We start from the raw sequence: 17,505 nt of genomic DNA on the forward strand, positions 1-17,505 counted from the left end.
ATGGACGACTCCGCAATTTGGATCCGGGCGAGAACAAGGGTTGCCGTCCGCCGGAACCCGTTCGTATCGTGGGTAGTCAGTTCGGTAAGCCGACCCGATTGTGCAGGCCTACGCCGACCCCTTTCCAGACCGATGTCCTCCCACCGCTGCCCGGTCACCGCCGCTGGAGGCACTCATGTTGCGAAATCGGCGGCGGTGGATTGTCACCACCTTCGTCCTGATCATCAGCGCCGTTGCCTACGTGGACCGGGTCAACCTGTCGGTCGCGGCTCCGGTGCTGACCAAGGAGTTCCACACCAACGCCGCGGTCATGGGGTTGCTGCTGTCCAGCTTCACCTGGTCCTACACCCTGCTGAACGTGCCAGCCGGAATGTTGGTCGACCGGGTGCGCACGAGGTTCGTCTACTCCGGCGCCCTCCTGATCTGGGCGGCATCCAGCTTCCTCACTGTGCTGGCGAACTCGATCGGCGCCCTGTTCGGCCCGAGGCTGTTGCTCGGCGTCGGAGAGTCGCCGTTCATCCCGGCGGCGGTGCGGACGATGTCCGACTGGCTGCCGAGGTCGGAGCGCGGACTGGGCGGCAGCGTATTCATCTCCGGGGTCGCGCTCGGCTCCGCGGTGGGGCCGCCGATCCTGGCCGCGCTGGTCAGCGCCTACGGCTGGCGCAGCTGCTTCATCGCGACCGGCGCGCTGTCGGTGCTGGTCGCCGTCGTTTGGTATGCCTGGTACCGGCACCCGAGCGAGGACCGCAAGCTCTCCGCCGAGGAGCGCGAACTGATCGTTGCCGACCAGGAGCCCTATCCCCTCCAGGGCCGGGCGTCCTGGGGCACCATCGTCCGGCGAGGTGAGATCTGGGCGATCACCAGCGGCTATTTCTGCCTGTTGTACGTGCAGTACACCTTCGTCACCTGGGTGCCCAGCTACCTCGTCGAGGACCGGCACATGACGGTGCTGAAGTCCGGCTTCGCCACCTCCATCCCGTGGGCCTGCGCCTTCCTGGTCGGCATCCTGGCCGGGCGTACCTCGGACATCGCGCTCCGCCGAGGCATGTCCGCGCTCAACGCACGCAAGATCGTGCTGGTCACCGGGATGGGCGCCGCGCTGGCCATCCTCGGCACCGCGTTCGCCTCCTCGGCGACGGTCGCGATCGTCTTTCTGTCCATCTCGACCTCGGGGCTCATCTTCGCCAACGGGGCGGCCTGGGCGGCTACCCAGGACGTGGCGCGCCAACTCGGCCTCTCCGGCTCCGCCTCCGGGTTCATCAACGGGGTGAGCAACGTCGGCGGCATCCTGGGGCCCATCGTGACCGGGGCGCTGGCCTACGCCACCAGCTCGTTCGTGGTGCCACTGGTCGTGGCCGCCGGGGTGGCCCTGGTCGGCGGCCTGGCCTGGCTGTTCGGCATCCGCGCCCGGCCCGCTGCCCTGACGCCGGCCGAAGAGGTCGCCGCCGGCAGCGGCGCCTCCCCGGCCTGAGCCGAGTGATCGAACGGATCACCGCGGACGCGCTCAGCCGGGCGGTCTGAGCTCCTCGGCCGGACCCGGTTCCGACGGGTCGGTCCGCCAGGAGCGGGTCACCGCGAGCTGGTGGGCCCGCTCACCGGTCAGCGTTCGGGCGCGAACGTCGCAGTGATCAACACCGCGAAGAGCCACCCGATACCGCCAGACCACATCCTCTAGCGCGTTCCGAAGACGTCCGGTGATGGGTTGGCGCGCGCAACTCGGCTCGGCCCTGACAGGGAACACGACGAAGACTCCTGGGAAGAAGGGATGTCAGCTGGCGCATTGACATTCCCGTCGACACAGCGCGCTGGCGGTGCGCTTGAAGTCCAGGTGACGGCGGCTCACGAGCTCTCGGTTCGCCGCCATAGTTAACTAATACAGTCAACTTTGGGACAGTTCAACTCCCGGTCGGTGGTCCGTGTCCACCGGTGCGGCGGTCAGCGTCCGGCGTCCGCGGCGAGGCGGCGGAGCGCGGCGACGAGCACGTCGATCTCCTCATGGGTGTTGTAGAAGGCCAGCGAGGCTCGCACGGTGCCTTCGAGGCCGAACCGGCGAAGGATCGGCTGGGCGCAGTGGTGGCCGGCGCGTACCGCGATGCCCTCCTTGTTGAGTGCCGAGCCGACCTCCACCGGCTCGTACCCGTCGAGCACGAAGGACAGCACGCTCGCCTTGTCCTTGGCCGTGCCGATGATGCGCAGCCCGGGGACGGTCCGCAGCCCCTCGGTCGCGTACTCCAGCAACTCGTGCTCGTAGGCCGCGATGTTGGACATGCCGATGCGCTGCACGTAGTCCAGCGCGGCGCCGAGACCCACGGCGTCGGCAATGTTGCCGGTGCCGGCCTCGAACCGGTTCGGCGGGGCCTGGAACTCGGACCGTTCCAGGGTGACGTCGGCGATCATGTTGCCGCCGCCCTGCCACGGCGGCATCGACTCCAGCACGGCGGCCTTGCCGTACAGCACGCCGATCCCGGTCGGCCCGAACACCTTGTGGCCGGAGAAGACCAGGAAGTCGGCGTCCAGCTCGGTCACGTCGACCGGGGCGTGCGGAACACTCTGGGCGCCGTCGACCAGGGCCAACGCCCCCGCGGCGTGCGCCATCTCGATCACCGCGCGAATCGGGGTGACCGTGCCGAGCGCGTTCGACACCTGCGCCACGGCCACCAGCTTGGTGCGGTCGTTGAGCAGCTTCTGGTATTCCTCGAGCAGGATCTGGCCGTCGTCGTCCACCGGGATCACCCGGAGTACGGCGTCCTTCTCGGCCGCCAACTGCTGCCAGGGCACGATGTTGGCGTGGTGCTCCAGGTGCGAGATGACAATTTCGTCGCCGGCACCGATATTCGCCCGGCCCCAGCTCTGCGCCACCAGGTTGATCGCCTCGGTGGAGCCCCGGACGAACACGATCTCGTCGGGCGAACCGGCGCCGATGAACCGGGCAACCGTGTCCCGCGCCTTTTCATAGGCATCGGTGGAGCGGGCCGCCAGCTCGTGCGCGGCACGGTGGATATTGGAGTTCTCGTGCGTGTAGAAATGCGCCAACCGGTCGATGACGGCCTGCGGCTTCTGCGTCGTGGCACCGTTGTCGAACCAGATCAACTGCTTTCCGTTGACCCGCTCGGACAGGATCGGGAAGTCCCGCCGCACCGCGTGCACGTCGAAGGCCGGGTGCGGGTCCAGCGGTAACGCGGGCAGCTCGCTCTCGCCACCACCCCGCCCGGCGTCCAGGAAGTAGAACCGCGCCCCGCTGACCGGTTCGGGAGCCACCGCCGGCAACTCCGGCACCGCGGTGTGCCCGAAGCCGGGTACGGCCGGGGCGGCCGGGCTGTAACCGGGAGCCCCGCTCAGGAAGTAGAACCCGCCCGGGTCGGGGGTGACCGGCGCCGAGGGAGAGCCCGGTGTGGCGGCCAGGTTCAGCAGCGTCGGGACCTCCGGGATCATCGGCGGCCCGAAACCCGCCGCCGTCGCTCCGTGCACGACCGGAGCACTGGTGTTCGGCGCGACCCCGGGTGTGCTGGGCCGCGACCGTGGTGCCGGCGGTGGCAGGTCCGCCGTCGGCAACCCGGCCGGTGTCGGCACACCCGGTCCGGCCGGAGCCCCGTTGCCCAGCTCGGCCGGCAACACCCCGGTGGGGGTGGCGGTGATCGGGTCCTGGCCCGGCAGTGCCCGGAAGAACTCCCCGGCCATCCGGGTCAGCGTCTCCTCGTCAGGCAGCCATGCCGGGACGTGCCCGTTAGCGGTAGGAGGGGGCGTAGTCATGGAACTTGTCCACCTCGACGTCCTCGAGCACGGCAACCGCGTCCTCGGTCAGCACGGCCAGGGAGCAGTACAGCGACACCAGGTACGACGCGATGGCGCTGCGGTCGATCTGCATGAACCGCACCGACAGCCCGGGTCCCTGCTCGCCGGTCAGCCCGGGCTGGAACAACCCGACCACGCCCTGGCGCGCCTCGCCGGTACGCATCAGCAGCACCTTCGACTTGCCGGACACCACTGGCACCTTGTCCGACGGGATGATCGGCAACCCCCGCCAGGTCAGGAACTGGGAGCCGAACATGCTCACCGTGGGCGGCGGTACCCCGCGTCGGGTGCACTCCCGACCGAACGCGGCCACCGCGTCGGGGTGGGTCAGGAAGAACGCCGGCTGCTTCCACACCTTGGCGATGAGGTTGTCCAGGTCGTCCGGGGTCGGCGGACCGCCCAGGGTGGAGATCCGCTGCGACTCGTCGGTGCTGGCCAGCAACCCGTACTCCGGGCTGTTGATCAGCTCGCTCTCCTGGTGCTCCTTGACCGCCTCGATCGTCAGCCGCAGCTGCTCGGCGATCTGGTTGTGCGGGCTCGAGTACAGATCCGACACCCGGGTGTGGATATCCAGGATCGTCTGCACGGCTTTGAGCCGGTATTCCCTGGGGTCCTGCTCGTAGTCGACAAAGGTGTCCGGCAGCGGCGACTCGTCGTAGTTGTCGCACTGAATGTGCACCGACTCCGGATGAACGACCTTGTTCACCCGGTAGATACCAGCCTCCACCGGCACCCACGACATCAGATGGGTCAACCAGCGTGGGGTGATGCTGGCCATCTGCGGAACGGTCTTGGTCGCGTTCGCCAGGGTCTGCGCGGCGGAATCACTCAACGACATCGACTGCGACGACGACGAATTCACAGAGGTGGTCATACGCCTCTCCTCGGTCCAGGTATGGCGGGCAGGCACGCGTCGATGGCCGGGATCGTCGACGATCTCACCGAAACCGTTCTCGCATTCGCCTGGCGTCACCCTGTCAGCGGTACCGGCCGGGGTCTAATGCCTGTTTTCGAGGCATCCATCGGCGCGGCCTATGATTCATCGATGATCGATCTGAGTCGGCTCCGCGTGCTGGTTGCCGTCGCCAAGGAAGGATCGGTCACCGCGGCCGCTGAGGCGCTGCACTACGCCCAGCCGTCGGTCAGCCACCACCTCGCCAAACTCGAGGCCGAGGTCGGGGTTCCCCTACTGCAGCGGATGGGGCGCGGTATCCGGCTCACCGACGCCGGTCGGCTGCTGGCCGACCGGGCCGAGTCGATCCTCGCGCAGGTCGAGTCGGTGCGCGTCGAGCTGGACGAGCTGGCCGGGCTGCGCACCGGTCGGGTCCGCGTGGCGGCCTTTCCCTCCGCTCTGGCCACCGTGGTGCCGCTCGCCATAGCCCGGGTGACCGCCGATCATCCCGGTATCGAGCTGTCGCTCACCGAGGCCGAACCGCCGGAGGCGCTGAGCGCGCTGCGTAACAACGAGGTGGATGTCGCACTCATCTTCGAACACGGTGACCCGCCGCAGCGCGACCGCCGTGACATCACCATGATCCCGCTGCTCGACGAACCGCTGTACGTCGTCACACCCGCCGGCCGCTCCTGGTCGGGGCCGAGGGCGGAGCTGGCGAGCTACGCCGACGACCGGTGGATCGCCGGCTGCGAGCGTTGCCGGGAGCATCTCGTCGTGGCGTGTGAGCGGGCCGGTTTCACCCCGACCGTGGACTTCGAGACCGAGGACTACGTCGCGGTGCAGGCGCTCGTGGCCGCGGGGCTCGGCGTGAGCCTGCTGCCCGGCCTCACGTTGGTCGCCAACCGACACCCCGGAGTGCGGCTGGACCGGGTCCCCGGGCTGGGTAGGCAGGTGCTGGCCGCCGTGTGCGGCAAACCGCCGCCGTCCCAACCCGCCCAGGTACTGCTCAGCGCGCTGGCCGCCACGATCACCGAACCCGGCTGGCCGGCGTAGGGAGCGTCTGTCAGGGCGAACCGCTGCTCACGGCCGCCGCCACCGCGCCCACCGGGTGCGCCGGGTGCGACGCGGTCCGGCCCGCGCGGCGGGCCGTCGTGGCCGCGGCGACGGCCGAGACCGCGGCGTCGATGAGAATGACGTAGCCGATGCCCGCCACCAGGTCGACGACGTAGTGCTCGCCGGTGTAGACGAGCGTGAGCCCCATCGCCACCGGGTAGGCCAACAGCAGCGGCCGGGCCCACCTCGGTACCCGGCGCAGGAAGAACAGCGCGACCAGCATGGTGTACGCGACGTGCAACGACGGCATCGCCGCGACGTCGTTGGAGATGGCCTGCCCTTGGGTGATCAGGTCGCTCGCGGCGCGCAGTCCCAGGTCGGACCAACCCAGGCTGGAAATCCGCTGGACCGAGCCGATTGCACCCTCGCGGGCCGCGTACCACGGCGGCGCCTCCGGAAATGCCACGTAGGTGGCCAGTGCGGCAAGGGACACCAGCACCACGTTCGCGGTGAAGCGCCGCCACAGCGCCCGGTTCCGGATCCACAGCACGGCCATGACCACGGGAACCGTCAGGAAGAACGAGAAATAGGTCAGCGACGCGGCGATGTCGTACCAGTGCACCACACCGGGACTGTGGAACCGGTGCTGCAGCCAGACCGTCGGGACCGTGCCGAACAACCGCTGATCGGCGGCAGCGGGCCAGGTGACGTGCACGGGCTGGTCGAACTTGTCCGCCGCGCCCCGGGACAGGTCGTAGCAGATCATCACCGCGCAGAACGGCACCCAGTCCAGCAGCGCCCGGCCGAACAGCCGCCACCCACGCCCGATGCAGTAGACACCGAACGCGCCCAACGTCCACAGGACCACGGACATCCGGAACAGCGGCACCCCGTCGACGACCACGGACACCGCTAACGCCACCGCGTAGGCCGCCGCGGCCAACCACCGGATCCGCCGGTAACGCGGCTCGACCGGATCGGTCCGACCTCGGTCAGCGATTGGCCGCAACGACACTGACGCTCCAATTCCGCCGTTCATCACGTCCACCGGCTCAGCGCGGCCAGCGGTCGGTTTCCCGGCAAACTCCGAACACGATCCCAGCGGAAACTGTTCTCTCGGTCCGCTGGTCCAGGGGAGCCTCAGCGTCGAGGACCGGTTGAGTTTACGGGGCCCGGGCGGGCCACCCCGACCGCCAGCCGGCCGCATACGGTGACGTGGGCAACCTCGCCGTTGACACGAACCCGTCGGAGCTGCCTACAGTTGCGCCGCCGGCCGCTGGTCGGCGAACCATCCAGAGCGGCTGAGAGACCTGGCTCGGTGACGCCGCAGCAACCCCCCGTGTGAGCGGGAGCGGGTGCTTCCGCCGGGAGCGATGGAGGTCAGGTGCGCGCGTTCTACGGCGACGGTGGCTGCTGCTACCGGCGGCACGTGGACCTGCTGCGCGTGACCAGCGCGGCCTGTCGGGTCGGTTGACCTACTCCCCCGCCCCACCCCCTCGCGCCATCCTCAACGCCGCGTCGCAGGAAACGGCGGCACAGCTGATCTACCAGAACCCCTACACCTCGCTCGACCCCCGGTTCAGCATCGAAGAGGTCATCACCGAACCATTGCGCGCCTTCGACGTCGGGACGGCCGCGAGCCGACGGCGACGAGCCGCCGAGCTGATCGGGCGGGTGGCACTGCCGACCTCGGTACTGGCGCGCCATCCGGTCGAGCTCTCCGGCGGACAACGCCAACGGGTGGCCATCGCCAGGGCCCTCGCCCTGTCCCCCGACCTCGTGGTCTGCGACGAACCGGTATCCGCGCTCGACGTCTCGGTACAGGCACAGGTGCTCGACCTGCTCAACGAACTGCAGCGCGAAGCCGAGCTCAGCTACCTGTTCATCTCCCACGACCTCGCCGTCGTCCGTCAGATCGCCCACCGCGTCGGTGTTATGCGCCGTGGCCAGCTGGTCGAGCCGCGGGCCACCGAGGAGCTGTTCACCGACCCCCACCACAGCTACACCGCGGAGCTGCTGGACTCGATCGCCGGGCACCGCCACCAGGAACCACAGACGACACGCTGACGGGCCATCAGGAGCGCATCTTCCCCACCTCGGCCAGGATTTCCAGCTCCCATTGCCGTGAGGTCAACTCAGCTACTCCGCTGGTCAGCTCCCGGAGCCGCTCAGCCCGTGGGAAGGCCAGGAGGGCGGCCCCACCTTGGTACGGGCCAACATCAGACCGAGCAGCGCGAGCTTGGCCGGGCGTGGCCGGCTTGGCGGCGTGGCCGGGCGTGGCGGCGGGGCCGGGCGTGGCGGCGTGGCAGCGTGGCGGTGCATGGTGTTACCGAGCTGCACACGAGGCAGGTTTTGGAGCGCTCCACCCTGCCTGTTGTGCAGCTCGGTAACGACAGGCAGGTCGGCTGCGCCGCCCTGCCTGTTGTGCAGCTCGGTAACGACAGGCAGGTCGGCTGCGCCGCGCCGGTCGGCCGCTGCGCGCTGCCGCTGCCGCGCGCGGCGGGCACACCGTTCGGGTGGTGTCGCATTTCCGCCAGCCGAACCGCCGTGCAGCGACGATGCTGGAGCGCATGCACGAAGACGTAGAACACTGTGTCCGGGCTGTCCAGTCCAAGGACGCCCGGTTCGACGGCTGGTTCTTCACCGCCGTGCTGACCACCGGGATCTACTGCCGCCCGAGCTGCCCGGTGGTGCCGCCCAAGCCGGAGAACATGCGCTTCTACCCGAGTGCGGCGGCCGCTCAGCAGGCCGGGTTCCGGGCGTGCAAGCGGTGCCGGCCGGATGCCAGCCCGGGCTCACCGCTGTGGAACGAGCGCGCTGACGTGGTCGCCAGGGCGATGCGGCTGATCGCCGACGGTGTGGTCGACCGGGAGGGTGTCGCCGGGGTGTCCACCCGCCTGGGCTACAGCACGCGACAGCTCCAACGGCAGTTGCTCGCCGAGCTCGGCGCCGGGCCGCTGGCGCTGGCCCGCGCGCAACGGGCGCAGACCGCGCGGGTGCTCCTCGAAACCAGCTCGGTGCCGATGGGCGATGTCGCCTTCGCCGCCGGTTTCGCCAGTGTCCGCTCGTTCAACGAGACCGTGCGGGAGGTCTTCCACCGCACCCCGACCGAGGTGCGTACCCGCGCCGCGCGCGGGCACCCGGCGACCACGCCTGGCACCCTCGTCCTGCGTCTGCCGTTCCGCCAGCCGTTCTGCCCGGACAACCTGTTCGGGCACCTGGTCGCCACCGCGGTGCCCGGCGTCGAGGAGTGGCGCGACGGGGCGTACCGGCGCACCCTGCGGCTGCCGCACGGTCACGGGATCGTGGCGCTGCGGCCGCTGCCGGACTACGTCGACTGCCGGCTCACCCTCACCAACCTGCGGGACCTGTCCACGGCGATCAGCCGGTGCCGCTGGCTGCTGGACCTGGACGCCGACCCGGTGGCTGTCGACGACCTGCTGCGCGCCGACCCGGTGCTCGCGCCGGTGGTGAACAAGGACGTCGGCCGGCGGGTGCCGCGCACGGTCGACCCGGTCGAGTTCGCGGTGCGCGCGGTGCTCGGCCAGCAGGTGTCGACCTCGGCCGCGCGCACCCTGGCCGCCCGGCTGGTCACCGCACACGGCGAGCCGGTTGCCGACCCCGCCGGCGGGCTCACCCATCTGTTCCCCGACCCGGCCACGCTCGCCTCGCTGGACCCCGAGCAGCTGGCCATGCCCAGGTCCCGCCGGGCCACGCTCACCTCACTGATCGCGGCGCTGACCGGTGGGGAACTCGACCTGAGCGTGGGCAGCGACTGGCAGCGGGCGCGCGGCGAGCTGGCCGCGCTGCCCGGCTTCGGGCCGTGGACCATCGAGACGATCGCGATGCGCGCACTGGGCGATCCGGACGCGTTCATCCCCACCGACCTGGGCATTCGACGCGCCGCCGAGAGCCTGGGCCTGCCCACCACCCCCGCCGGGCTGACCGCGCGGTCCGCGGTGTGGAGCCCGTGGCGGGCCTACGCGGTGCAGTATCTCTGGTCGACCGGCGACCACGCCGTCAACCGGCTCCCCGACTGACCACCGCCGACCGCTCGGCGATTCGACCATGATCCAGTGGAGCCGCCGGCCATCAGCGCGCGTCCCAAGCTGTGAGAGCAACTCAATCCCCGCAACTCAAGGAGATGACGTGCACGTCCGGGTACACACAGTCGTGGACAGCCCCATCGGGCCGCTCACCCTGGTCGCCGAGGACGGCGAGCTCGCCGGCCTCTACATGGACAACCAACGGCACCTGCCGCCGGTCGAGACGTTCGGCGAGCCGGACCCTGCGCCGCTGCGGGTGGCGCTCGCCCAGCTCGAGGAGTACTTCGCCGGCCGGCGCACCGAGTTCGACCTGCCGCTCGCGATGGGCGGTACCCCGTTCCAGCGCTCGGTCTGGAACGCCCTGCGGGAGATCCCGTACGGCGAGACGGTGTCCTACCGAGGGCTCGCCGAACAGATCGGGCGGCCCACCGCGATCAGGGCGGTCGGGCTGGCCAACGGGAAGAACCCGATCAGCATCATCGTGCCGTGCCACCGGGTGATCGGCACCGGCGGCAACCTCACGGGTTACGGCGGCGGGCTCGGCCGCAAGCGTCACCTGCTCGACTTCGAGCGCGGCGCGGACCTGCTCAACGGAGCTGACACGGCGGCTCCCCGGCCGATGGCGGTGCTACCCGCGTAGTTGGCGAGGCCGCCCGTTTTTGCCGGCGAGGCCACGACCTCGGGGTCGATACACTGGCGATCGGCAACGGCGAGAGGGACGGTGCGACCTCGGACGGGAACGTCAGGGCGCCCACCGAGCGTTGTTCGAGGGCAAAGCGAAGGAGCAAACAATGACCGGAACCACTGAGAAGGCGATCCTTGCGGGCGGCTGCTTCTGGGGCGTCCAGGACCTCATCCGCAAGCAGCCCGGTGTGCTCTCGACCCGGGTCGGCTACACCGGCGGCGAGGTGCCCAACGCGACCTACCGGAACCACGGAACCCACGCCGAGGCCATCGAGATCCTCTTCGACCCTGAGCAGATCTCCTACCGGGACCTGCTCGAGTTCTTCTTCCAGATCCACGACCCCTCGACGAAGAACCGCCAGGGCAACGACGTGGGGATGAGCTACCGGTCAGCCATCTTCTACACGAGCGACGAGCAGAAGCAGGTCGCCGAGGACACCATCAAGGACGTGGACGCCGCCGGTCTCTGGCCCGGCAAGGTGGTCACCGAGGTCACCGCGGCCGGACCGTTCTGGGAAGCTGAGCCGGAACACCAGGACTACCTGCTCAACTACCCCAACGGCTACACCTGCCACTTCATCCGGCCCAACTGGAAGCTCCCGCGCCGGCAGGAGAAGACCAGCATCTAGTGAGGGGCGGCCTGGCCCCCGCCCGCGATCAGCTCACACTCACCATCGCTGAGACTGGCGAACAGGGCCGTGCCGCTGCCTGGCCGGGCCGAACGCTGCGTACCGCACCCTTCGTCCCGGTCGGGTCCAGGTGCAGCCAGGCGAGGGTCCGGTCCTCGTGCAGGCGGTCCAGCCGGGAGGGCAGCTTGCAGAGAACCCGTTCCATGCGGGCGTGCTCGAGGGCGTAGAGCACGCCGTAGGTGAACGCGTTGTGTCCTTCGTCGTGGGCGGCGGCGGCGAGTTGGCGCAGCACGGGGCGGGCGACGACGGCGTCCTGGTAGTCGCCGAGCAGGTCCTGGAGCTTCTTGGTCTGCTTGCGCAGGCGCCGCGCCGGCGACCCGATGACCGGGGCGGCGACCTCGGTCATGTACCGGACCCGTTTGCCGACCTTGCGTGCCTCGTGCAGTGCGTTGTCGCGGTCCGGGCCGGCGGGCAGGGCGGTGAACTCGTCGAGTTGTTGGTCGAGTTTGCGGAATGCCTTGGCCACGGCCTTGGGCAGTTCGGTCTGCGCCGGCCGCTCGGCCTTGCGGGTGAGCGGCGGGTGCTCGAGCAGTGCGTCGAGTGAGTGCTGCAGGGCCACGTACCGGTCGCTGTCCAGGGCGGCCATGATGGTCTGCTCGCCCTGTTCGACCAAACGTCCCAGGGAGCGTTCGAGGTCGCTGGCCAACGGGCCCATGATCAGGTGCTCCGGCAGGCCGCGGATGACCTGGGTGAACCGTTCGATCATGACCTCGGTGTCGTGTTCCTCGGCCAGCTGCGCGCCGAGCCATTTCAGCTCGTCGGCGACCGGTTGGGTCTGCTCGGCGTCCAGGATCCGGGAGAAGCCGTGCAGGACCGACCGCAGCTGCCGGGTGGCCACCCGCATCCGGGTCACCGCCTCGGGCAGCTCCTGGCGTACCCGGGGCTCCTGGGCGCGGAGCTGGCGGACCTGTGCGCGCAACGCCGCGACCACGACGTCTCCCGCCCGCGCCGGGCCAGCGCCGTATCCCGGGCGGCGCGCACGGTCGTGCCTGGGAGCGAGCAGGTGCTCCAGCTCGGACCGGGTGGCGTCGGACACCGGGTCCGACTTCGCACCCTGCGTGTAAGCCCGAAGCAGCGAGCTCAGCTCATCCGGTTGCTCCCGCGCGGCCTCGAGTGCCACTCGGACCTCGTCGGAGCGGTCAGTGGCGGTGACGGTGGGCGTCATCAGATGCCAGCCTTCGTCGTCGTCCCCGGTGCCTCGCGCGGTGCCGTCGGCAACGGGCGAGTGCAGCCGCGAGGTGTCGTAATAGGTCGTGCTCCGCTGATCTGTGCCGGTTGTCATCGCAGGGCTCCCCCGGTGTCCTCGATGTGCGTCGTCTTCTCGTGCATTTCAGGCGGCCTGCTCAGCCACAGCGGGCACCCGCGCCGGAGCCGGCAGTTCGTTGACGTTCTCCGCGGTCACGGGCCGACGCCGGGACAGCCCGAAGATCCCCAGGGCCACGGTCGCGGCGACGGCGGCGACGAAGGCTGTGCCGGTGGTCCCGGTCGCGGCGACCCGGGCCGCCAACGCGCCGAGAACCGCGGCCGCGGGCAGGGTGAACAGCCAGGCCAGCGCCATCTTCGCGGCCGTGCCCCACTGGACGGTGCCCACGCGACGCCCGATCCCGGCGCCGAAGATGGACCCGGTGGCCACCTGGGTGGTCGAGAGCGGGAAGCCCAGGTGGGTCGAGGTCAGGATCACCGCTGTGCTGCTGGTCTCGGCCACGAACCCCTGCGGGCTCTGGATGTTGCTGATCCGCCTGCCCAAGGTCTGGATGATCCGCCACCCGCCGAGGGCGGTGCCCGCCGCGATGACCAACCCACAGCTGGCGATCACCCACAACGGCGGGCCGGCGGTCACCGGCAGAAGCCCCACGGTGATCAGCGTCAGGGTGATCACACCCATGGTCTTCTGCGCGTCGTTGGTGCCGTGGGCCAACGCCAATGCCGAGGCCGAAAGGACCTGCGCGACCCGGAAGAACTTGGTGACACCGCGCTGCTCACGGTGCGCGGTGAACTTGTAGAGCAGGTAGGTGGCCGTCAGCGCGACGGCCCCGGCCACGATCGGGGACAGCACCAGTGGCAACAGCACCTTGCTCACCACGGTGGAGAAGTTGACCGCTCCCGGCCCGGCGAACACCCAGGTCGCCCCGATCAACCCACCGAACAGTGCGTGTGAGGAGCTCGAGGGCAGGCTGAACAGCCAGGTCAGCAGGTTCCAGAGAATTGCCCCGATCAACCCACCGAAGATCACCACTGGGGTGATCTTCGCTTCGTTGACCAGGCCGCTGGAGATCGTCTTGGCCACCTGCACAGACAGGAAGGCCCCGATCAGGTTCAGCGCTCCGGCCAGCAGAACCGCGGCCCTGGGCCGCAGCGCCCCGGTGGCGATCGAGGTCGCCATCGCGTTCGCCGTGTCGTGGAAGCCGTTGGTGAAGTCGAACAGCAGCGCGGTCAGCACGACCGCGACCACGATGACAGACATATCGCCCCTCCAGGAACCTGACCATCCAGGTCCGGCGTAACTCGAGGCCGTTTCCTGGCTGCCCCTGGTGAGGACGTGGTTGCGGCTTGCGGAGATCACCGGCGGCGCCCGGTGAGCCGCCGCGGCGGCGGAAGCTGCGCGCTCCAGTGCCGTGACAACTCGTTCGGTAACCATCACAAGACTGTAGCTCTTAGATACCCAGTGGACTCTGAAGTGTGACTCAAGCCGCCAAAAGCATCACATGGGAATATCTATGAGCCACGGCCGCGTCCAGCGGGTCCACGGCGACGGCAGCACCGATGTCCTCAGCGTGACACTTCCGATCCCTAACGACCACTGCGCTGTGTCTGTTCATCACCAAGAGGGAACTGTGATGTGACTCAAACAGTCCGAACTGTCTCACAGCGTACGATGAACGCCATGCGAGCAGATGCTGAACGAAATATGGACGCGGTCCTCCGCACGGGGGCACGGCTCCTGGCCGAGGACCCCCGCACAACCATCGCCACCATCGCGGCCGAGGCCGGGGTCGACCGGCGCACGATCTACCGCCGCTTCGCGCACCGCGAAGCCCTGCGCGACGCCGTGTTCGACACCAAGCTCGATGCGATCGACGCGGTGCTCGAGGACGCCAGACTGGACAGCGCACCGGTCGCCGTGGCTCTGCACCGGTTCGTCGAAGGCATCATCCCGGTGGTTCGCCGGTACCCGTTCGACCCGGACGAGATGCACTCCGACCCCGAGTCCTACCGACGACTGCTCAATCAGCGTGAGCAGATTGCCAGCTTCCTCCAGCGGGCCATCGACGAGGGGCTCATCCGGTCCGACCTGTCCGACGGCATGGCCGTCGCCCTACTGCAACAGCTCATCACCCTGCTCGCTCGGCAGTTCCGCGACCACGACCCGGCCCGCGCCGCGGACGTCGCCGTCGACACCCTGCTCAGGGGAATTGGCCGAAACTAACTCGCCGCCCCGCACACCGTAGGCCGACTGCCAACCGGTCGAATGCGCCGAACGTCGTTCAGCAGGTTAGCTCGCAAATGCACTCTCCACCTGCGGAATCAATTCCCACACGATTTGCCTCGGTGCGCGACTGGACCTCCGCCGCGTGCCGCCGCGGCCTCCGCGCCATCAACGGCAAGCATGAGCGCGTTACGCTGCCAGCATGAGCGGCAAGAAGGAACGGGTAACCATCACGCTCGACCCAGATGTACTGGAGGGCGTGAAGGCCGCGGCTGCCGAACTCGGAGCGGCGAGCGTGTCCGAGTACGTCGAAGGGGCGGTCGCCGCGCGACTGGCCCGCGACGACCGGTTGTCCCACCGGGCCGCGGGGTCGGGACCAGCCGATCCCGACGAGCGGGACCTCCCCCACCGCACCACGGGAAATGAGCAGGTGGAGCCGCCGGCAGACCCGCTTCCGTGAGCCGCGAAGCCCACAATTTGCCCCGGCGACCGCGGACACCACCTCGGGCCGTGAGGCACAGCCGCGAACCGCGCGGCCGACGTGCGGGTGTTATCGACGGTTCGTGATCCGCAGCGGTGTGCCCACCATATTCCGCCGCCCTGACTGGTGACCCGCGAGTGGACGCAAGTCGGCGAAGTCACTCTTAGTGAGCCAATCTGCGTAAACAGTGGTCACCGGGCCGTGGTGCCATGCATCAGTTCACCGGCTCGCTCGGCGCCGTCGAATCAATCAAATCTGTCGAATATGCGGACACGCCCGCGACGTTGCCGCCCATTCGGGCCGGGGCGCGGTAAAAATATCCAACAGCGGCCGTGATGGCCCGAGTTTCACCCTAGCGAGCGAAGGCATTCCGTGGACGAACTGCGTCGCGAGGCGGCTGAGCGCATCAGAGTCGCTTTGAGTACTATCGGCAATTCACCGGATACGAGCGACACTGGTACCGCGGTCAGTGACGACCCGACCTTCATCGAAGGGCAGCTCGACGGCGTGTTCAACGGGCTCGACGAGATCCGCCGCACCTACGCCTACGTCCTGATGGTCGAACTCCGCTCGCTGGGGATCCTGACCGCGAATGAGCTCGAGGCCCTCAAGGAGCGCCTGCTCTGGGTGCGCTGACGCCTCGGTCTCACCTCCAGGGCCGATCTTGTGATGCGGGGTCGGGCGGGTCAGAATCCGCGTAAGTGAGCGCTCTCGACGACGAGATCAGGCCCGGGTCGCGAACTGCTGGCGGCCTCGTTGGCCTCGACAACGGCCGGTATGGCGGTGCTGCTGGCGCTCGTGCCGACGCTGCCGTCCGGTCGGCGTGGGCTGGGGCCCCCTTCCCGGGTCGGTGGCGCGCTGGTCTACGTCGCGCCGTCGCGGTCGCGATCCAGTCCGCGCTGAACGGCAGGGTCGGCGCGGCCGCGGGGTCGCCGTGGCCGGCCACGTTGGTCAACTTCGCCGTCGCCGCACTCACCCTCGCCGTCACGCTGTTGGTTGAGCTGACCGTCCGGGGCTCCCGAGCGGGAAGCTGACCGGCGCGCCGTGGCTCTACGCCGCCGGTCTCATCGGCATCGTTGTCACACTCACCGCGGTGATGCTGACGGCTCGCCCGCCGCGTTAGAAGTCAAGAAGGTTGTCCCGGAAATGTTCGTGCGTATAGGAGGTCCGGACAACTCCGCGACGTTGCAGGGCCGGTATGAGCCCGTCGGTTATCTCGGTGACATAGCGCCGGTTCAGCTTCTTCTCCGGGGTGGTGATGAGAAATCCGTCTCCGCCGACCTCGTCCATCATCTCGGCCATCCGGTCAGCCACTGTATCGGGTGTTCCGACGAACTCGCCGGCGTCGCTCATACCATCGTCGACGATTGCCTGACGCAGCGTCTTGCCTTCCGCCCGACGCACGAAGGCCTCGAGAAAGCCACGTTCCCCATTGGTTGTCACTGCCGGCAGCGGCTGATCGAGATCGAACCGGCTGAAGTCGATCTCGGTGATGGAGGACATGGTGACCAATACCAATTGGATGTACAGCGGGTCCGACATCCAACGCAGTTTCTTGGCCCGCGCCTCCTCGACCGTGTCGGCCACGATCGGCGAGATCAGGAACAGAACCTTGCAGTCGTCCGGACCGCGGCCGTGCGCGGCCAGCTTGGCCCGGATGTCCTCACGGTAGGCCTTCATCTGGATCGGGGTGTTCGCGGTGGCGATGATGGTGTCGGCGTACCGCGCGGCGAACTCCCGGCCGGGCGGCGAGGCGCCGGCCTGGCACAGCACCGGGTGGCCCTGGGGCGGGCGCGCGGTGTTCAGCGGGCCCCGGGACTTGTAGTACTTGCCGACGAAGTCGACCGTGTGCACCTTGGTGTGGTCGGCGTAGGTACCGCTCTCCTGGTCCCGTACCACGGCGTCCGGCTCCCAGGAGTCCCACAACTGGCGGACCAGATCAACGTACTCGGTCGCCATCGCGTACCGCTCGTCGTGCTCGTAGAGCTTGTCCATACCGAAGTTCTGCGCGGCCCGGTCCTCCGCCGAGGTGACGATGTTCCAGCCGAATCGACCTCGGGCGAGATGGTCGATCGTGGCGCAGAGTCGGGCCAGCAGGAATGGCGGGTAGAAACTCGTGGACATGGTGGGCACCACACCCAGCCGACTGGTGGCCTGCGCCATCAGCACAGCGAGCGGAACCGGGTCATGCTTGGGGGTCACCGCATACTTCAGGTCGGCCTCCATGGTTCCGCCGTAAGCGGTGGACACCATCAGCTTGTCCTCGATGATCACGTAGTCGAAGCACGCGCGTTCGAGGTCGCGCGCCATTTCCACGTAGAAGTCGCCGGACCAGTCCCGGCCGCCGTTGCCCCAGGTCCCGTGCCAGTCGTCGGTCACGAAGTTCAGAAACCAAGCCAGGTGGAACTGCTTGTTCGACAAGGTGGGTACGCAACCAA

Annotated in this window: 17 protein-coding genes and 1 riboswitch; of the genes, 11 read left to right on the forward strand and 6 right to left on the reverse strand. The window is 68.8% G+C overall.

Translation table 11 applies throughout. From position 1 onward, the window contains the following. Positions 1 to 175 precede the first annotated feature (175 nt). Entirely contained in the window at positions 176 to 1,471 is a 1,296-nt protein-coding gene (locus ACTXG6_RS30425) for an MFS transporter (RefSeq protein ID WP_445182842.1), read from the forward strand. Between the two features lie 464 nt (positions 1,472 to 1,935). Here ACTXG6_RS30425 and ACTXG6_RS30430 read toward each other — a convergent pair whose 3' ends face one another. Together ACTXG6_RS30430 and ACTXG6_RS30435 are read right to left on the reverse strand one after the other, a co-directional pair. Next, complete coding sequence (locus ACTXG6_RS30430) at positions 1,936 to 3,750, reverse strand: family 2A encapsulin nanocompartment cargo protein cysteine desulfurase (protein WP_445182843.1); 1,815 nt, start codon at positions 3,748 to 3,750, stop codon at positions 1,936 to 1,938. Then, positions 3,725 to 4,666, reverse strand: a complete 942-nt coding sequence (locus tag ACTXG6_RS30435; protein ID WP_445182844.1) for a family 2A encapsulin nanocompartment shell protein — start codon at positions 4,664 to 4,666, stop codon at positions 3,725 to 3,727. The genes ACTXG6_RS30430 and ACTXG6_RS30435 overlap by 26 nt, the downstream gene beginning before the upstream one ends. A gap of 171 nt (positions 4,667 to 4,837) precedes the next feature. Between ACTXG6_RS30435 and ACTXG6_RS30440 the strand changes: the two genes are divergently transcribed. Continuing rightward, the gene (locus ACTXG6_RS30440) at positions 4,838 to 5,740 is read left to right on the forward strand and encodes a LysR family transcriptional regulator (RefSeq protein WP_445182845.1); all 903 of its coding nucleotides are present in this window, start codon (positions 4,838 to 4,840) and stop codon (positions 5,738 to 5,740) included. Positions 5,741 to 5,750: 10 nt separating this feature from the next. On the opposite strand, the gene ACTXG6_RS30445 is transcribed toward ACTXG6_RS30440, so the two are convergent. After that, complete coding sequence (locus ACTXG6_RS30445) at positions 5,751 to 6,683, reverse strand: phosphatase PAP2 family protein (protein WP_445182846.1); 933 nt, start codon at positions 6,681 to 6,683, stop codon at positions 5,751 to 5,753. A gap of 342 nt (positions 6,684 to 7,025) precedes the next feature. Beyond that, a riboswitch (SAM riboswitch) is annotated at positions 7,026 to 7,120 on the forward strand. Between the two features lie 4 nt (positions 7,121 to 7,124). On the opposite strand from ACTXG6_RS30445, the gene ACTXG6_RS30450 reads away from it, so the two are divergent. From ACTXG6_RS30450 to msrA, 5 genes are all read left to right on the forward strand, one after another. Next, positions 7,125 to 7,214, forward strand: coding sequence for a putative leader peptide (locus ACTXG6_RS30450; RefSeq protein ID WP_445190137.1), 90 nt, complete (start codon positions 7,125 to 7,127; stop codon positions 7,212 to 7,214). Continuing rightward, positions 7,199 to 7,807, forward strand: a complete 609-nt coding sequence (locus tag ACTXG6_RS30455) for an ATP-binding cassette domain-containing protein (protein ID WP_445190138.1) — start codon at positions 7,199 to 7,201, stop codon at positions 7,805 to 7,807. Before ACTXG6_RS30450 ends, ACTXG6_RS30455 begins: the two co-directional genes overlap by 16 nt. 503 nt (positions 7,808 to 8,310) lie before the next feature. Then, positions 8,311 to 9,780: an AlkA N-terminal domain-containing protein gene (locus tag ACTXG6_RS30460; protein WP_445182847.1), complete on the forward strand. Its 1,470-nt coding sequence runs from the start codon at positions 8,311 to 8,313 to the stop codon at positions 9,778 to 9,780. 109 nt (positions 9,781 to 9,889) lie between these two features. Next, positions 9,890 to 10,426: a methylated-DNA--[protein]-cysteine S-methyltransferase gene (locus ACTXG6_RS30465; RefSeq protein WP_445182848.1), complete on the forward strand. Its 537-nt coding sequence runs from the start codon at positions 9,890 to 9,892 to the stop codon at positions 10,424 to 10,426. 151 nt (positions 10,427 to 10,577) lie between these two features. Next, on the forward strand, positions 10,578 to 11,099 hold the full coding sequence (msrA, locus tag ACTXG6_RS30470) for a peptide-methionine (S)-S-oxide reductase MsrA (RefSeq protein ID WP_445182849.1): 522 nt from the start codon (positions 10,578 to 10,580) through the stop codon (positions 11,097 to 11,099). Between the two features lie 28 nt (positions 11,100 to 11,127). Here the strand turns inward: msrA and ACTXG6_RS30475 are convergent, their stop codons facing one another. Continuing rightward, positions 11,128 to 12,441 (reverse strand): CHAD domain-containing protein, encoded by a 1,314-nt coding sequence (locus ACTXG6_RS30475; RefSeq protein WP_445182850.1) that lies wholly within the window; start codon positions 12,439 to 12,441, stop codon positions 11,128 to 11,130. 48 nt (positions 12,442 to 12,489) lie between these two features. After that, complete coding sequence (locus ACTXG6_RS30480; RefSeq protein ID WP_445182851.1) at positions 12,490 to 13,623, reverse strand: anion permease; 1,134 nt, start codon at positions 13,621 to 13,623, stop codon at positions 12,490 to 12,492. 444 nt (positions 13,624 to 14,067) lie between these two features. Here ACTXG6_RS30480 and ACTXG6_RS30485 point away from each other — a divergent pair, with 444 nt between their 5' ends. The 4 genes from ACTXG6_RS30485 (at position 14,068) to ACTXG6_RS30500 (ending at position 16,101) form a co-directional block, all read left to right on the forward strand. Continuing rightward, positions 14,068 to 14,586: a TetR/AcrR family transcriptional regulator gene (locus ACTXG6_RS30485; RefSeq protein ID WP_445182852.1), complete on the forward strand. Its 519-nt coding sequence runs from the start codon at positions 14,068 to 14,070 to the stop codon at positions 14,584 to 14,586. 202 nt (positions 14,587 to 14,788) lie between these two features. Next, positions 14,789 to 15,046 (forward strand): ribbon-helix-helix protein, CopG family, encoded by a 258-nt coding sequence (locus ACTXG6_RS30490; RefSeq protein ID WP_445182853.1) that lies wholly within the window; start codon positions 14,789 to 14,791, stop codon positions 15,044 to 15,046. Positions 15,047 to 15,439: 393 nt separating this feature from the next. Next, positions 15,440 to 15,703: a hypothetical protein gene (locus ACTXG6_RS30495; protein WP_445182854.1), complete on the forward strand. Its 264-nt coding sequence runs from the start codon at positions 15,440 to 15,442 to the stop codon at positions 15,701 to 15,703. A gap of 65 nt (positions 15,704 to 15,768) precedes the next feature. Beyond that, on the forward strand, positions 15,769 to 16,101 hold the full coding sequence (locus tag ACTXG6_RS30500) for a DMT family transporter (RefSeq protein WP_445182855.1): 333 nt from the start codon (positions 15,769 to 15,771) through the stop codon (positions 16,099 to 16,101). An 85-nt stretch (positions 16,102 to 16,186) separates the two neighbouring features. Here ACTXG6_RS30500 and ACTXG6_RS30505 read toward each other — a convergent pair whose 3' ends face one another. Beyond that, positions 16,187 to 17,488 carry an NtaA/DmoA family FMN-dependent monooxygenase gene (locus ACTXG6_RS30505; protein WP_445182856.1) on the reverse strand — a complete coding sequence of 434 codons (1,302 nt, stop codon included), beginning with the start codon at positions 17,486 to 17,488 and terminating at the stop codon, positions 16,187 to 16,189. Between the last annotated feature and the right edge of the window lie 17 nt (positions 17,489 to 17,505).

The sequence above is a fragment of the Pseudonocardia sp. Cha107L01 genome (assembly GCF_052566575.1).

Coding starts and splice junctions, on each gene's coding strand:
- msrA (WP_445182849.1), top strand. CDS start 10,578: ATGACCGGAACCACTGAGAAGGCGATCCTTGCGGGCGGCTGCTTCTGG.
- ACTXG6_RS30490 (WP_445182853.1), top strand. CDS start 14,789: ATGAGCGGCAAGAAGGAACGGGTAACCATCACGCTCGACCCAGATGTA.
- ACTXG6_RS30440 (WP_445182845.1), top strand. CDS start 4,838: ATGATCGATCTGAGTCGGCTCCGCGTGCTGGTTGCCGTCGCCAAGGAA.
- ACTXG6_RS30435 (WP_445182844.1), bottom strand. CDS start 4,666: ATGACCACCTCTGTGAATTCGTCGTCGTCGCAGTCGATGTCGTTGAGT.
- ACTXG6_RS30425 (WP_445182842.1), top strand. CDS start 176: ATGTTGCGAAATCGGCGGCGGTGGATTGTCACCACCTTCGTCCTGATC.
- ACTXG6_RS30485 (WP_445182852.1), top strand. CDS start 14,068: ATGGACGCGGTCCTCCGCACGGGGGCACGGCTCCTGGCCGAGGACCCC.
- ACTXG6_RS30475 (WP_445182850.1), bottom strand. CDS start 12,441: ATGACAACCGGCACAGATCAGCGGAGCACGACCTATTACGACACCTCG.
- ACTXG6_RS30480 (WP_445182851.1), bottom strand. CDS start 13,623: ATGTCTGTCATCGTGGTCGCGGTCGTGCTGACCGCGCTGCTGTTCGAC.
- ACTXG6_RS30460 (WP_445182847.1), top strand. CDS start 8,311: ATGCACGAAGACGTAGAACACTGTGTCCGGGCTGTCCAGTCCAAGGAC.
- ACTXG6_RS30430 (WP_445182843.1), bottom strand. CDS start 3,750: ATGACTACGCCCCCTCCTACCGCTAACGGGCACGTCCCGGCATGGCTG.